This window comes from Bradyrhizobium sp. 195 (assembly GCF_023101665.1).
Classification (GTDB): domain Bacteria; phylum Pseudomonadota; class Alphaproteobacteria; order Rhizobiales; family Xanthobacteraceae; genus Bradyrhizobium.
Genome location: NZ_CP082161.1, coordinates 973457 through 988790, shown reverse-complemented (window position 1 = coordinate 988790; position 15334 = coordinate 973457). Strand labels below are relative to the sequence as shown.

Annotated in this window: 10 protein-coding genes; 4 read left to right on the top strand and 6 right to left on the bottom strand. The window is 63.6% G+C overall.

Annotation, left to right across the window (positions count from 1 at the left end; all coding sequences use genetic code 11):
* Position 1: 1 nt before the first annotated feature.
* The 5 genes from IVB26_RS04585 to IVB26_RS04565 all read right to left on the bottom strand — a co-directional run bounded on the left by IVB26_RS04585 (position 2) and on the right by IVB26_RS04565 (position 6860).
* Positions 2-1180, bottom strand: coding sequence for an ABC transporter permease (locus IVB26_RS04585; protein WP_247970774.1), 1179 nt, complete (start codon positions 1178-1180; stop codon positions 2-4).
* Positions 1180-2289: a microcin C ABC transporter permease YejB gene (locus IVB26_RS04580; RefSeq protein ID WP_247970773.1), complete on the bottom strand. Its 1110-nt coding sequence runs from the start codon at positions 2287-2289 to the stop codon at positions 1180-1182. The genes IVB26_RS04585 and IVB26_RS04580 overlap by 1 nt, the downstream gene beginning before the upstream one ends.
* 2 nt (positions 2290-2291) lie before the next feature.
* Positions 2292-4178, bottom strand: coding sequence for an extracellular solute-binding protein (locus IVB26_RS04575; RefSeq protein WP_247970772.1), 1887 nt, complete (start codon positions 4176-4178; stop codon positions 2292-2294).
* Positions 4179-4192: 14 nt separating this feature from the next.
* A complete protein-coding gene (locus IVB26_RS04570; RefSeq protein WP_247970771.1) occupies positions 4193-6094 on the bottom strand; it encodes an extracellular solute-binding protein in 1902 nt (633 codons plus the stop codon).
* Between the two features lie 211 nt (positions 6095-6305).
* Positions 6306-6860 carry a c-type cytochrome gene (locus IVB26_RS04565; RefSeq protein WP_247005541.1) on the bottom strand — a complete coding sequence of 185 codons (555 nt, stop codon included), beginning with the start codon at positions 6858-6860 and terminating at the stop codon, positions 6306-6308.
* Between the two features lie 218 nt (positions 6861-7078).
* Between IVB26_RS04565 and IVB26_RS04560 the strand changes: the two genes are divergently transcribed.
* Positions 7079-7819, top strand: coding sequence for a 3-deoxy-manno-octulosonate cytidylyltransferase (locus tag IVB26_RS04560; protein WP_247970770.1), 741 nt, complete (start codon positions 7079-7081; stop codon positions 7817-7819).
* 38 nt (positions 7820-7857) lie between these two features.
* Positions 7858-8718: a prephenate dehydratase gene (locus IVB26_RS04555; RefSeq protein WP_247970769.1), complete on the top strand. Its 861-nt coding sequence runs from the start codon at positions 7858-7860 to the stop codon at positions 8716-8718.
* Between the two features lie 128 nt (positions 8719-8846).
* On the opposite strand, the gene IVB26_RS04550 is transcribed toward IVB26_RS04555, so the two are convergent.
* Entirely contained in the window at positions 8847-9860 is a 1014-nt protein-coding gene (locus IVB26_RS04550; protein ID WP_247970768.1) for an LLM class flavin-dependent oxidoreductase, read from the bottom strand.
* A gap of 391 nt (positions 9861-10251) precedes the next feature.
* Here IVB26_RS04550 and metF point away from each other — a divergent pair, with 391 nt between their 5' ends.
* Together metF and metH are read left to right on the top strand one after the other, a co-directional pair.
* On the top strand, positions 10252-11172 hold the full coding sequence (gene metF, locus IVB26_RS04545; protein ID WP_247970767.1) for a methylenetetrahydrofolate reductase [NAD(P)H]: 921 nt from the start codon (positions 10252-10254) through the stop codon (positions 11170-11172).
* A 6-nt stretch (positions 11173-11178) separates the two neighbouring features.
* The gene (gene metH, locus IVB26_RS04540; RefSeq protein ID WP_247970766.1) at positions 11179-15030 is read left to right on the top strand and encodes a methionine synthase; all 3852 of its coding nucleotides are present in this window, start codon (positions 11179-11181) and stop codon (positions 15028-15030) included.
* The last annotated feature ends 304 nt before the right edge of the window (positions 15031-15334 follow it).

The window sequence follows — 15334 nt, the reverse complement described above, 5'->3', positions numbered from 1 at the left end:
CTTACCTGAACGTCTTGCGCGGATCGAAGGCGTCGCGCACGGCTTCGCCGGTGAAGATCAAGAGCGACAACATGCTCGCGACCGAGAAGAAGCCGGAGAAGCCGAGCCAGGGCGCCTGCACATTGGACTTGGCCTGCGACAGCAATTCGCCGAGCGAAGGCGATCCCGGCGGCAGGCCGAAGCCGAGGAAATCCAGCGCCGTCAGCGTCATCACCGAACTCGAGACGATGAAGGGCAGGAACGTCATGGTCGCGACCATCGCGTTCGGCAGCAGGTGGCGGAACATGATGATCGGGTTGGAGACACCGAGCGCCCGCGCCGCCTGGATGTATTCGAAGTTGCGCCCGCGCAGGAACTCGGCCCGCACGAGACCGACCAGCGAGACCCACGAGAACAGCAGGAGGATGCCCAGCAACACGAAGAAGCCGGGCACGAGGACCGAAGACAGGATCAGGAGAAGATAGAGCGAGGGGATCGCCGTCCAGATCTCGATGAAACGCTGGAAGATGAGATCGACCCGACCGCCGAAATAACCTTGCACCGCGCCCGCTGCGATGCCGATGACCGACGAAACGATGGTGAGACAAAGGCCGAACAGCACCGAGATGCGGAAGCCGTAGATCAGCCGTGCGACCACGTCGCGCCCCTGATCGTCGGTGCCGAGCCAATTGTATTCGAGGTCGCGGCAGCTCTTCAGTCCCTTCTTCTCCACCACCGACTGGCATTGCTTCTCCGTCAGCATCCATGTCGGCGGCGACGGGGCCGGCGTCGGGAGGTCGAGATTGTGGGTGTCGTAAGAATAACGGATCAGCGGCCAGACGATGGTGCCGTTCTTCTCCTTGATCAGCTTCTGCAAATAGGGATCGCGGTAGTCAGCCGCGGTTTCGAAGTCGCCGCCGAAGGTGGTTTCCGAATAGGTCACGAAAGCGGGCCAGTAGAGACGGCCATCGAACTTGATCAGGAAAGGCCGATCGTTGGCGATCAGCTCCGCGAACAGCGAGACCACAAACAGCGCAATGAAGATCCAGAACGACCAGTAGCCGCGGCGGTTCGCCTTGAAATTCTGCCACCGCCGCCGGTTGAGCGGCGAAGGAGCGAACGGCTTGCGCGTGATCGGAACGACCTCCCCCAGTGGGGACTGGGTCGTGGTCTCGATCGGCGTCGGTGCGGTAATCGTCATCAGACCTCCCGCGCCTCGAAATCGATCCGGGGGTCGATCCACATATAGGTCAGGTCGGAGACCAGGTTGATCACGAGGCCGACCAGCGAAAAGATATAGAGCGTGCCGAACACCACGGGATAGTCGCGGTTGAGCACGCTCTCGAAGCTGAGCAGTCCCAGCCCGTCCAGCGAGAAGATGGTCTCGATCAGCAGCGAGCCAGAAAAGAAGGCGTGGATGAAGGTCCCCGGGAAGCCGGCGATCACGATCAGCATGGCATTGCGGAAAACGTGGCCGTAAAGCACCCGTCCCTCGCTACAGCCCTTGGCGCGCGCGGTCATGACGTATTGCTTGCGAATCTCGTCCAGGAACGAGTTCTTGGTCAGGAACGTCATGGTGGTGAAGGCACCTAGCCCCATGGCGATCAGCGGCAGCGTCAGATGCCAGAAATAATCGATGATCTTCCAGTACCAGGGAAACTGCGACCAGCCGTCGGAGGTCAGTCCGCGCAGCGGGAACCAGTTAAAAAAGGAGCCGCCGGCAAACAGGATGATTAGGAGGATTGCGAACAAAAAGCCGGGAATGGCATAGCCCAGCACGAGAATGGTCGATGTCCAGGTGTCGAAGCGCGCGCCGTCCTGCACCGCCTTGCGGATGCCGAGCGGAATCGAGATCAGATAGGTGATCAGCGTCAGCCAGATCCCGAGCGAGATCGAAACCGGCAGCTTCTCCTTGATGAGTTGCAGAACGCTGACGTCGCGGAAATAGCTCTTGCCGAAATCGAAGCGGGCGAAATTCCACACCATCAGTGCGAAGCGTTCCGGTGCCGGCTTGTCGAAGCCGAACTGTACCTCGAGCTTCTTGATGAAGTCGGGATCAAGTCCCTGCGCGCCGCGATATTTCGAGTTGATGGCATCGCCGCCGGCCCCGACTTGCCCGGGCGCGCGCTGCGCAAAGTCGCTGCCGCCCGAAATGCGCGACGTGCCGCCGGTGTCAGCCCCCGACAGCTGCGCGATCACGCGCTCGACCGGGCCGCCCGGCGCGAATTGCACGACGACGAAAGACACGAAGAGGATCCCCAGCAGCGTCGGGATCATCAAGAGGATGCGGCGGGCGATATAGGCGCTCATGATTATTTCGCCTGCTCGAGCTTGGCGGCCTTGGCGGGTTCATGCCACCAGATGTCGGGCGCGCCGACGCCATTGGCATAACGCGGCAGCTTCTGCGGATGACCGAACTGATCCCAATAAGCCAGCCGGTGCGTCTTGTTGTACCATTGCGGCACCCAATAGCGGCCGGCGCGGAACAGGCGGTCGAAGGCGCGGCAAGCGACGGTCAATTCCTCGCGGGTATCGGCCGCCATGATCTTTTCGATCATGGCGTCAATGGCCGGATTGGCGATGCCCGCGAGATTGTACGAGCCCTTGGTGTTCGCGACCTGCGAGGAGAAGAACGAGCGCATGGCATCGCCCGGCGTCGCCGACATGCTGAAGCGCTGGATCGTCATGTCGAAATCGAAGTCATCCTGACGCGCTCTGTATTGCACGGCATCGACGAGGCGTATGTTGGCTTCAATGCCGAGCGTCGCGAGATTCTTGATGTAGGGCGCGTGATGCGGCTGGAAGGACGGTTCGTCCAACAGGAACTCGATCTTGAACACCTCGCCGTTGGGCAGCATCCGCTTGCCATCCTTGATCGGCACACCAGCCTCGTTCAGCAATTGCTGCGCCTTGCGCAACAGGCTGCGGTCTTGTCCGGAGCCGTCCGTGACAGGAGGCGTGAACGGTGCGGTGAAAACGTCGTCCGGAACCTGGCTGCGAAACTGCTCCAGCAGCTTCAGCTCCTCCGGCGAAGGCGGCGCACCGCCCGCCATGAGATCCGAATTCTGGAACGGCGACACGGTACGGGCATAGGCGCCGTACATGATGGTCTTGTTGGTCCATTCGAAATCGAAGGCGTTGATCAGAGCCTCGCGCACGCGCGGGTCTTTGAACTTGTCACGCCTTGTATTGATGAACCAGCCTTGCGCGCCGGAGGGCGTGTCGTCGGGCACGACCTCCATCTTGACGCGGCCGTCCTTGACGGCCGGGAAGTCGTAGCGTGTCGCCCAGATGCGCGAGGTGAATTCCTCGCGGTAGAGATAGCTCTTGCCGGTGAAACCTTCGAAGGCGACATCGCGGTCGCGATAGAATTCATAGCGTACGACGTCGAAGTTGTAGCTGCCGCGGCAGGGCGGCAGATCTGCAGCCCACCAGTCCTTGACCCGTTCGAACTCGATATAGCGATTGACCTCGAACCGGCCGACTTTGTACGGACCGGAGCCGAGCGGAATGTCCAGCGTCGATTCATCGAACGACCGCGACGAGTAATACACTTTCGAAAAGATCGGCAGCCCCGCGACATAGAGCGGCACATCGCGGGCGCGTCCCTTGGCGAAGGTGACGACGAGCGTCGCGTCATCGATGGCTTCCGCGCTCACGAAGTCGCGCATGTTCACGACGATCAGCGGATGGCCCTTGGCCTTCAGCGTTGTCAGCGAGAACGCCGCATCATGCGCGGTCAGCTTCGTACCATCGTGGAATTTCGCCTCCGGCCGCATCGTGAAGCGATAGACCAACCTGTCGGGCGATATCTGCACGGACTTCGCAGCAAGCCCATACATCGCGTCGGGCTCGTCGCTTGCCCGCACCATCAGGGGCGAAAACGTCATGTCCATGCCTTGCGCGCCATCGCCCTTCAGAATGAAAGCGTTGAGCGAGTTGAAGGTCTGGTAGGACTGGTTATGCGATTTCGTCGACGGAATCAGGGAGAACGTGCCGCCCTTCGGAGCACCCGGATTGACGTAACCGAAATGATGGAAGTCGGCGGGATATTTGAGATCGCCGAAAGCGGAGATGCCGTGAGCCTCAATCCCCGCTTCCGATGCATGCGCACCACGCAGCGGCCACGCGCCCAGCGACGCCCCCAGGGCGCCGCCAACACCCAAGGCCAGCACATGGCGACGTGACATCTGCGTCATGCGGGGGATGTCCTTCACGACTTCTTTGCGATCCGCGCCGCCTTGTCTGCGTCGTACCACCAGATGAACGGAAAACCGGACTGACCATATCGGGGCAATTCGGCGGGTCGGCCGAAGCGGTCCCAGCGCGCGGTGCGCACCTTCGTATAGGTCCACTGCGGCACGACATAGTGATTCCACAGCAGTACACGATCGAGCGCCTTGGTTGCGGCGACGAGATCGTCGCGACCGGTCGCGTAGATGACCCGCTCGATCAGCTTGTCGATCGCCGGATTCTTGATGCCGGCGATGTTGCGCGAGCCGGCGATGTCAGCCGTCTTGGACGACCAGAACTCGCGCTGCTCGTTACCCGGCGACTGCGACTCGCCCCACGAGTTGGTGACGATGTCGAAATCCCACTCGCGTGTCCTGTTCTCGTATTGGGTCGGATCGACCGTCCGCACGCTGACGGCAATGCCGAGCCGCTCCAGGGACGGCTTGTAGAACAGCGTGATCCGCTCGAAGCTTGGATCCGAGTTCAGCAATTCCAGCGTGAACTGGGCGCCGGTCTTGACGTCGGTCAGCTTGCGGTCGCGCACCTCGTAGCCGGCCTCCTTGAACAGGCGCAGCGCCTCGCGGAGATTGTCGCGCACGGCTTCCGGACTGCCGCCGACCGGATTGCTGTAGGCCGTAGTGAAGACTTCGGGCGGGACCTGAGCACGGACGGTCTCGAGGATCTCGAGCTCCTTGCCCTGCGGCAAGCCGGTTGCCATCAGATCTTCGATGCCGTCGAAATAGCTGTTGATGCGCTTGTACTGGCCGTAGAAGATCTGCTTGTTCATCTCCTCGAAGTCGAAGGCGTAATTGAGCGCACGCCGCACGCGGGGGTCGCTGAATTTGGCGCGGCGCAGGTTCGGCACGAAGGCTTGCATCACGCCCGAGCTGCGATTGGCGAACTCCTCGAGGATCACGCGCTTTTCGGTCACGGCCGGGAAGTCGTAGGCGGTCGCCCAGTTCTTCGCGCTGTTCTCGGTACGCCAATCGACCTGGTCGGCCTTGAAAGCCTCGATCGCCACGGTGGCATCGCGGAAATATTCGTAGCGCAGCTCGTCGAAATTGTTGCGGCCCACATTGGCCGGCAGGTCGCGGCCCCAATAATCCTTGACGCGCTCCAGCGCTATCGACCGTCCTGCAACGAAGTCCTTGACCCTGTAGGGACCGGAGCCGAGCGGAACTTCGAGCGTGGTTGCGGAGACATCGCGCTTGCGGCCCTGCGCGTCGGTCCCTTCCCACCAATGCTTCGGCAGGACCGTGAGTTGGCCCACAATCTGCGGCAGCTCGCGGTTGCCCGGCGCGTCGAATACGAACTTCACCTCGCGCTCGCCGACCTTCTCGGCCTTTACCACATGGCTGTAATAGGCCGAGTACATCGGGTGGTGCTTCTTGAAGGAATCGAGCGAAAAGATCACGTCGTCCGCGGTAACGGGCTTGCCGTCGTGCCATTTGGCCTGCGGCCGCAGGCGGTAAGTCACGTAGGAGAAATCATCCGGATGGCTGACGGCCTCGGCCAGCGCGCCATATTCGGTCGAGACTTCGTCGAGCGAGGGCGTCGTGAGGGATTCGTAGATGAATGCGACGGCGCCGGCGACCTGCCCCTTCACACCTGACACGACGATGTTGAAGTTGTCGAAGGTGCCGACGGCGATCTGGCGGGCGACGCCGCCTTTCGGCGCTTCCGGATTGACATAGTCGAAGCGCTTGAAGTCGGCGGGGTACTTGACCTTCCCGAACAGGGATAGTGCGTGGCGCCAAGGTAGCTCACTGGCGGATTGCGCGCGTGCTGCGCCGATGACGGGAACGCTGCCCAGGGAACCAAGGGCGGGAAGCGCTGCGGCAGCAGTGCCGGTGAGCAGGAGATCGCGTCGGGTAATGGCCAAATCAACATCCCTGTCTTGAAGGAGGCTACTCCTTTAAGTTCCCAATATAGGCGAGGTTTCGACCGAATATGTTGCTTTTTCCTCATCTTGGAAGGCCCGGCGACCTGTCGGATGCGGCCAAACGCCCCGATAAATTCGTCGCGAGGCCCGGATAAGGAAACGGCCAGGCTTTTCAGCCTGGCCGCATATTCCAAGACAGGTTCTTGAGGCCTTACTTCGACGCGGTCGGCAGCGGCTGAGGGTGCTCTGACAGCGAATTCAGATAGGCAATGACATCAGCGCGCTCGGAATCCTTGGGGATACCGGCAAAGCCCATCGCGGTGCCCGGGATGAAGCCCTTCGGATTGGCGATGAACTTGTTGAGGTCGTCGAACGTCCAGGTGCCGCCCTTGGCCTTCATGGCAGCCGAGAAGTTGAAGCCGCCGCGGCCCTCGCCCCGCTTCTCGCCGACGACGCCATAGAGGTTCGGACCAACGCGATTCGGACCGCCCTTTTCGAAGGTGTGGCAGGCGCCGCACTTCTTGGCGGCTGCAGAGCCCTTTTCGACGGAGGCGGTCTGGAGCAGCTTTTCGATCGGCTCGGAAGCTGCGGCGGCAGCGCCGCCTTCCTTGCCGTGGCCGGCATCTTCCTTCACGGCGATCTCGAAGCCGGGCTTTTCCGGCATCTTGGGCGAGAAAAGAGCCTGGGCGGTAAAGCTGGTCACCAAGAGAAAGAGACAGGTACCAAGCACGGCACCCATGATTTTATTGAGTTCGAAAGAGTCCATTTCCGGCCAGGCCCCACCGCAAGAAGGAAACAGCGGCGCAATCGGCCGCCAGGACGAGCCTCGGGAGAATCAAACGTTCCCTATTGTTTCCCCGAGTTTTGCCATTGAGATATCGGTTTGCCCGGGGTCTGGCAACCCGTATAAGCGACCCGGCTTTCAACCCGTCCCCACTCCATTTCTCGGCGCGGAAAACGCCCTGTTTGCAGGCTCTTGACCCGATGATCGATCCTCGCATCCTGGTGCTGATCCCGGCCCGCATGGCCGCCACCCGCCTGCCCGGCAAGCCGCTCGCCGATATCGCGGGCCAGCCGATGATCGTGCATGTGCTGCGCCGCGCCGAGGCCGCCGGTATCGGCCGGGTCGCGGTCGCAACCGATACGCCGGAGATCGCCTCGGTCGTGACGGCCCATGGCGGCGAAGCCGTGATGACGCGCGCCGACCACCCCTCTGGTTCGGACCGCATCCACGAGGCCATGCAGAAGCTCGACCCGGACGGCAAGGCGGAGATCGTGATCAACCTGCAGGGCGATTTCCCGACGATCACGCCGGCCACCATCCGGGAGGTGCTGCCGCCCTTTGCCGATCCGGCGGTCGACATCGTGACGCTGGCCTCGCAGATCCACACCGAGGAGGAGGACCTCGCCCCGAGCGTCGTGAAGGCCATCGGCTCGCCGATCGGCCCGCGGCGCATGCGGGCACTTTATTTTACCCGCGCTACAGCCCCTTACGGCAACGGACCGCGCTACCACCACATCGGCCTATATGCTTACCGCCGCGCTGCGCTGGAGCGGTTCGTCTCGCTGCCGCCTTCACCGCTGGAGCGTCAGGAAAGCCTGGAGCAGCTCCGGGCGGTTGAAGCCGGCATGCGCATCGACATCATGATCGTCGACAGCGTGCCCCGCGGCGTCGACACGCCGCCCGACCTGGAAACCGCGCGCAGCATCCTTTCCAAATCCTGAGCGGCTGCTACAAGGCGCCGCAGGAGCACTTTTAAGACATGAGCAAGCTGAAAATCGCATTCCAGGGCGAGCCCGGAGCCAATTCCCACATCGCGATCGTCGAGGCCTATCCCGACGCCGAGCCGATGCCCTGTGCCACCTTCGAGGACGCGCTGTCTGCGATCTCGTCGGGCGAGGCCGATCTCGGCATGATTCCGATCGAGAACTCGGTCGCCGGCCGCGTCGCCGACATCCATCATCTCTTGCCGGCCTCCGGTCTCTTCATCATCGGCGAGTGGTTTCTCCCGGTGCGGCATCAGCTGATGGCGGTGAAAGGCACCAAGCTCGACGACATCAGGAGCGTCGAGAGCCATGTGCATGCGCTCGGCCAGTGCCGGCGCATCATCCGCAAGCTTGGCATCAAGCCGATCGTGCACGCCGATACCGCCGGCAGCGCCCGCGACATCTCGGAACGCAAGGACAAGTCCGTCGCCGCGATCGCCTCGCGCCTCGCCGCCAAGATCTACGGCCTCGACATCCTCGCAGAGGACATCGAGGATGAAGCCCACAACACCACGCGCTTTGTGGTGCTGGCGCGCGAGCCGAAATGGGGCTCGCAGGGCACGGGACCGCTGGTCACGACTTTTGTCTTCCGGGTGCGCAATTTGCCCGCCGCGCTCTACAAGGCGCTCGGCGGCTTTGCCACCAACGGCGTCAACATGACCAAGCTCGAGAGCTACATGGTCGACGGCAATTTCTTCGCCACGCAGTTCTATGCCGACGTCGATGGCCACCCCGAGGACAAGGGCCTCGCCTTCGCGATCGAGGAGCTGAAATTCTTCTCGCGCGAATTCCGCATCGTCGGCGTGTATCCGGGCCATCCGTTCCGCGCGACGTTCAGCGAAGCGCAGCAGGATTAGTCTCGTGTCCCGGACGCGCGAAGCGCGAGCCGGGACCCAGAAGCCAAAATACCCAATCGCGAGATGGGCCCCGGCTCTGCAGCGCACCGCTGAAGGGCGCTGCGCTGCGTCCGGGGCACAGCAACGACTTACACGTCTGCTCCAAGCCCAAACGCCTCCGCCAGCAGCGCATATGACTTCTTCCGCGCCTCGTGGTCATACACGGCGGTGATCACCATCAACTCGTCCGGCCTGCTCGCGTCGATCAGCGGCTGCAGCTTCCTCCGGACCGTCGTGGGGCTGCCGACGAACAGGCGGGAGCGGTTGCGGAGGATCGAGGTGCGCTCGGAGTCGGAGTAAGGATAGGCCAGCGCCTCCTCGACGCTCGGCAGCGGCAGATATTGACCGCGGTCGCGGCGCAGCCGGTTGAGGTCGAACGAAGAGGCGAGCCGTTCGGCCTCCTCATCGGTGTCGGCCGCGATGGCCGCGACTGCGAGGATCGCGTGCGGACTCGCACGCCATGACGAGGGCTGGAAGCGGTTGCGGTAATGCACCATCGCACCGACTGCATCGTGGGACGCGAAGTGATGGGCGAAGGCGAAGCCCATGCCCACTTGCGCGGCCAGCTCCGAAGAATAATCGCTGGAGCCGAGCAGCCAGATCGGCGGCAGGGCGGTGTCGTCGGGCATGGCGACGACGTTGTTGTAGGGATGTCCTGCGGGGAATTCGCGCGTCTGCCACAGAATCAGTTCGTGCAGCCGCTCCAGAAAATCGTCGCCCTCGCGGCGGTCGAGCCGGCTCCGCAGCGCGTAAGCCGTCGCGCCGTCGGTGCCGGGCGCACGGCCGAGGCCGAGGTCGATGCGGCCGGGAAACAGCGCCTCCAGCATCTTGAAGCGCTCGGCCACCACCAGCGGGGCGTGATTGGGCAGCATCACCCCGCCGGAGCCGACGCGGATATGCTTGGTCACCGCCGCGATCTGCCCGATCATGACGTCGGGCGCCGGGCTCGCGACCGAGGCGAGGTTGTGGTGTTCGGCGAGCCAGTAGCGGACATAGCCGAGCCCGTCGACATGGCGCGCCAGGTCGATGCTGTTGCGCAGCGCCGCGGCAGGCCTGGTGCCTGATGTGACGACCGAGAGGTCGAGGACTGAGAGCGGGATCATGGCGCGCTAAATTAGTTGCGGGCGGCGACGCGGCAATGGGCTGACGGCGCAGGTCTGGCGTGTGCGGGCTGCGAACCGGCCCTCCAGCAGACGTTGGGACGACCGGCGACTGCGTCGTCATCAATTCACACTGCCCACCGCCACGCTTTGCCCGTTGGCTCCGGCTCTTAGGCCATATTGTATTGATTATACGTAACTTTTTGGATCTTACACGTATCCCACAAATTCAGCATTTAGGCACAAGAATTCAATACATTCCGCACGAAGTGGGCCATTTCCCATCCACGATGGGCTGTAGCTCGATTCACCTTTGCCCTATCTTAGGCCCTTCAAGCGAGAACCTGACCGGCCGCCGCCAAATTTGGCGACGCAATCTGGAGCGAGTGGTGCCATGACCGATCTGACGACGCCTTCCCGAGCCGACGGGCAAGACGGGCACCTGAAGCGCCCTGCGATCTCCTTCGAGTTCTTTCCGCCCAAGACGGAAGATATGGAGCGCAATCTCTGGGAGACCATCAACCGGCTCGCCCCGCTCGACCCGAAATTCGTCTCGGTGACCTACGGCGCCGGCGGCTCGACCCGGGAGCGGACCCACTCCACCATCTCGCGCATCCTGAAAGAGACCGCGCTGCTGCCGGCGGCGCATCTGACCTGCGTCGGCGCCTCGCGCGGCGAGATCGACGAGATCGTCGACCGCTATCACGAGGTCGGCGTCCGCCATATCGTCGGCCTGCGCGGCGATCCCGCCGGCGGCATCGGCACGCCCTATGCCAGCCATCCCGACGGCTATCAGAGCTCGGCGGAGCTCGTCGCGGGGATCAAGAAGCGGCATGCCGATATCGAAGTGTCGGTCTCGGCCTATCCGGAGAAGCACCCGGAGGCGCGCGACTTCGATGCCGACATCGACACGCTGCAGGCCAAGGTCGATGCCGGCGCGAGCCGCGCGATCACCCAGGTGTTCTTCGATAACGACCTCTACTTCCGCTATCTCGACCGCGTCCGCGCCCGCGGCATCAGCATCCCGATCGTGCCGGGCATCATGCCCATGCACAATTTCAAGCAGGCCCGCAATTTCGTCACCCGCGCCGGCACCTCGGTGCCCGATTGGTTCGCCGCGAAATTCGAAGGCCTCGATGACGATGCCGAGACCCGCAAGCTGGTGGCCGCGACCGTTGCCGCCGGCCAGGTGCAGAAGCTTGCCAAGCACGGCGTCGACACCTTCCATTTCTACACCATGAACCGCGCCGATCTCGTGTTCGCGATCAGCCATTTGCTCGGCATCCGCGCCAAGAGCGCGCAGAAGGCGGCGTAAGACAACATGACCGTATCCACCTCTCCGAAGCGAACTGCCCTGCTCAACGCCGCGCGCGAGCGCATCCTCGTGCTCGACGGCGCCATGGGCACGATGATCCAGAACCTCCAGTTCGACGAGGCCGCCTTCCGCGGCGAGCGTTTCAAGAATTTCCATCGCGACCTGCGCGGCAACAACGACCTCTTGATCCTGACCCAGCCGCAGGCGATCGAGGACATCCACGCGGCGTATTTGCGCGCCGGTGCCGACATCGTCGCGACCAACACCTTCTCCACGACCTCGATCGCGCAGGCCGATTACGACCTCACCGACATCGTCTACGAGATGGCGCGCGAAGGCGCCCGCCTTGCCGGCAATGCCGCGCGGCGCGTCGAAGCCGAGGACGGCAGGCCGCGCTTCGTCGCGGGCGCCATCGGCCCGACCAACCGCACCGCCTCGATCTCGCCCGACGTTTCCAATCCCGGCTACCGCGCCGTCACCTTCGACGATCTGCGCAAATCCTATGGCGAGCAGATCAACGGCATGCTCGACGGCGGCGTCGATCTGCTCTTGGTCGAGACCATCTTCGACACGCTGAACGCCAAGGCGGCGCTCTATGCGATCGCGGAGATCACCGAAGCGCGCGGCATCGACATGCCGGTGATGGTGTCGGGCACCATCACCGACAAGTCCGGCCGCCTGCTCTCGGGCCAGATGCCGGAGGCGTTCTGGTATTCGGTCCGGCACGCCAAGCCTGTCACCATCGGCTTCAACTGCGCGCTCGGCGCCGAGGACCTGCGCGCGCATATCGCCGATATCGGCCGCGTCGCCGACACGCTGGTCTGTGCCTATCCCAATGCCGGCCTGCCCAACGAGTTCGGTCAGTACGACGAGACGCCCGAATACATGGCGCGCCTGGTCGGCGAGTTCGCGCGCGATGGTTTGGTCAACATCGTCGGCGGCTGCTGCGGCACTACGCCGGGCCATATCGCGGCGATCGCCGCCGCGGTGGCCCCACACAAGCCGCGCATCGTGCCGGAGATCAGCCCGCGCCTCCGGCTCTCCGGCCTCGAGCCGTTCGTGCTGACGGACGCGATTCCGTTCGTCAACGTCGGCGAGCGCACCAACGTCACCGGCTCCGCGCGCTTCCGCAAGCTGATCACGGCCGGTGACTACACCGCCGCGCTGCAGGTCGCGCGCGACCAGGTCGAGAACGGCGCGCAGATCATCGACGTCAACATGGACGAGGGCCTGCTCGATTCCGAAGCCGCGATGGTGACCTTCCTCAACCTCGTCGCCGCCGAGCCCGACATCGCCCGTGTCCCCGTGATGGTGGACTCCTCGAAATTCTCGGTGATCGAGGCCGGCCTGAAATGCGTGCAGGGCAAGCCGGTCGTCAATTCGATCTCGATGAAGGAAGGCGAGGAGAAGTTCATCCACGAGGCGAAGATCGCCCGCCATCACGGTGCGGCGGTCGTCGTCATGGCATTCGACGAGGTCGGCCAGGCCGACACGTTCGCGCGCAAGACCGAGATCTGCAAGCGCGCCTACGACATCCTGGTGAACAAGGTCGGCTTCCCGCCTGAGGACATCATCTTCGATCCCAATGTTTTTGCGATCGCGACCGGCATCGAGGAGCACAACAATTACGGCGTCGACTTCATCGAGGCGACCCGCTGGATCCGGCAGAACCTGCCGGCCGCGCACATCTCGGGCGGCGTCTCCAACCTCTCGTTCTCGTTCCGCGGCAACGAGCCGGTGCGCGAGGCCATGCATTCGGTGTTCCTGTATCACGCCATCAAGGCCGGCATGGACATGGGCATCGTCAACGCCGGGCAGATGATCGTTTATGACGACATCGATCCGGAGCTGCGCCAGGTTTGCGAGGACGTCGTCCTCAACCGCGACGCGGGCGCGTCCGAGCGGCTGCTGGCGCTCGCCGAGAAATTCCGCGGCAACAAGACCCAGACCAAGGAGGCCGATCTCGCCTGGCGCGAATGGCCGGTGGAGAAGCGGCTGTCGCATTCGCTGGTGCACGGCATCACCGAGTTCATCGAGCGGGACACCGAAGAAGCCCGCAAGAATTCGTCGCGCCCGCTCGACGTGATCGAGGGACCGCTGATGGCCGGCATGAACGTGGTCGGCGATCTCTTCGGCGACGGCAAGATGTTTTTGCCGCAGGTCGTGAAATCCGCCCGCGTCATGAAACAGGCGGTGGCCTGGCTGATGCCGTTCATGGAAGAAGAGAAGGCGCGCAATCTCGCCAACGGGATCGGCACCGAGGGCTCCTCCTCCGCGGGCAAGATCGTGCTCGCGACCGTGAAGGGCGACGTCCACGACATCGGCAAGAACATCGTCGGCATCGTGCTCCAGTGCAACAATTTCGAGGTCATCGACCTCGGCGTGATGGTGCCTGCCGCCAAGATCGTCGAGACCGTGAAGGCGGAGAAGGCCGACATCGTCGGTCTCTCCGGCCTGATCACGCCCTCGCTCGACGAGATGGCATTCTTCGCCGGCGAATTGCAGCGCGAAGGCCTCAAGCTGCCGCTGCTGATCGGCGGCGCCACCACCAGCCGCGTGCATACGGCCGTCAAGATCGACCCGAGCTATCGCGCCGGTCCCGTCGTGCATGTCAACGACGCCAGCCGCGCGGTCGGCGTCGCCTCCTCGCTGCTCTCGCCCGAGAAGCGCGAGGCCTATGCCGCCGAAGTCCGCGCCGAATACGCAAAAATCTCGGACGCGCATCTGCGCGCGCAGGCCGACAAGAAGCGCCTGAAGCTGGCGGCCGCGCGTGCCAACCGCGTGCCGGTCGATTTCACCAAGAGCAAGCCGGTGAAGCCGACCCTCCTCGGCATCCGCAGCTTTGACGACTACGACCTCGGCGAGCTGGTCGACTGCATCGACTGGACGCCGTTCTTCCAGACCTGGGAGCTCGCGGGACGCTTCCCCGCCATCCTCAACGATTCCAAGGTCGGCGAGGTCGCGCGCTCGCTCTATGACGACGCGCGCAAGATGCTCGACACCATCGTCAAGGAGAAATGGTTCAGGGCGCGCGCGACGATCGGCTTCTGGCCGGCCAACGCTGACGGTGACGACATCGTGCTCTATGCCGACGAGAGCCGCACGAAGCGCGTCGCGACGCTGCACACGCTGCGCCAGCAGCTCGAGAAGCGCGAAGGCCGCTTCAACGCGGCGCTGGCCGACTTCGTCGCGCCCGCGGGCGTGCCGGACTATGTCGGCGGCTTCGTGGTCACCGCCGGCATCGGCGAGGACGCCGTCGCCGATCGCTTCAAGATGGCGAACGACGACTACTCCTCGATCCTGTGCAAGGCGCTGGCCGACCGCCTCGCCGAAGCCTTCGCCGAGCGCATGCATGCCCGCGTGCGCCGCGAGTTCTGGGCCTATGCGCCGGACGAGGCGCTCTCCAACGAGGAGATGATCCTGGAGAAATACCAGGGCATCCGCCCCGCGCCCGGCTATCCCGCACAGCCCGATCACACCGAGAAGGCGACGCTGTTCGAACTGCTCGATGCGGAAGCCAGCTGTGGCGTGAAGCTGACCGAGAGTTTTGCGATGTGGCCCGGCTCGTCCGTATCCGGGCTCTACTTCGCCAGTCCCGACAGCTATTATTTCGGCGTCGGCAAGATCGAGCGCGACCAGGTCGAGGACTATGCCGCCCGCAAGGGCATGACGGTGGCGGAGACCGAGCGCTGGCTCGCACCGGTGCTGAACTACATTCCCGCGCGAGAGGGGACCGACAAGGCGTTTGCGGCAACGCCCGCGAACGACGAGACCTCAAAGGACCTCGCCTCGCATCCGCCCGGCTGCACCTGCGCGGTGCATCTCGTCTGGCAGAAGAAGCGCGCGGGCGCGGGGTAGGCGCCGCTCTCTCCACGTCATTGCGACGAGCCCTTGCGACGGAGCAATCCAGAATCCCTCCGCGGAAAGACCCTGGATTGCTTCCGCCTCCGCCGAAGGCTTCGGCGGACAAGTCGCTGCGCTCGCAATGACGGAGAGTGAGGTGATGGCTCATTCTCCAACTAACACTGTCATTCCCCGCGAAGGCGGGGAATCCAGTACGCCGCGGCCTCTCGATTCAATAACAGCCGTCTCGGAGTACTGGATCGCCCGGTCAAGCCGGGCGATGACAGTTGTGTTTGCGGCAGACCCAGTGCCGTAGGGT

What these genes read in the sequence shown, in the direction of transcription:
- IVB26_RS04585 (WP_247970774.1), bottom strand. Translation starts at nt 1,180, where the DNA reads ATGACGATTACCGCACCGACGCCGATCGAGACCACGACCCAGTCCCCA.
- IVB26_RS04580 (WP_247970773.1), bottom strand. Translation starts at nt 2,289, where the DNA reads ATGAGCGCCTATATCGCCCGCCGCATCCTCTTGATGATCCCGACGCTG.
- IVB26_RS04575 (WP_247970772.1), bottom strand. Translation starts at nt 4,178, where the DNA reads ATGACGCAGATGTCACGTCGCCATGTGCTGGCCTTGGGTGTTGGCGGC.
- IVB26_RS04565 (WP_247005541.1), bottom strand. Translation starts at nt 6,860, where the DNA reads ATGGACTCTTTCGAACTCAATAAAATCATGGGTGCCGTGCTTGGTACC.
- IVB26_RS04560 (WP_247970770.1), top strand. Translation starts at nt 7,079, where the DNA reads ATGATCGATCCTCGCATCCTGGTGCTGATCCCGGCCCGCATGGCCGCC.
- IVB26_RS04555 (WP_247970769.1), top strand. Translation starts at nt 7,858, where the DNA reads ATGAGCAAGCTGAAAATCGCATTCCAGGGCGAGCCCGGAGCCAATTCC.
- IVB26_RS04550 (WP_247970768.1), bottom strand. Translation starts at nt 9,860, where the DNA reads ATGATCCCGCTCTCAGTCCTCGACCTCTCGGTCGTCACATCAGGCACC.
- metF (WP_247970767.1), top strand. Translation starts at nt 10,252, where the DNA reads ATGACCGATCTGACGACGCCTTCCCGAGCCGACGGGCAAGACGGGCAC.
- metH (WP_247970766.1), top strand. Translation starts at nt 11,179, where the DNA reads ATGACCGTATCCACCTCTCCGAAGCGAACTGCCCTGCTCAACGCCGCG.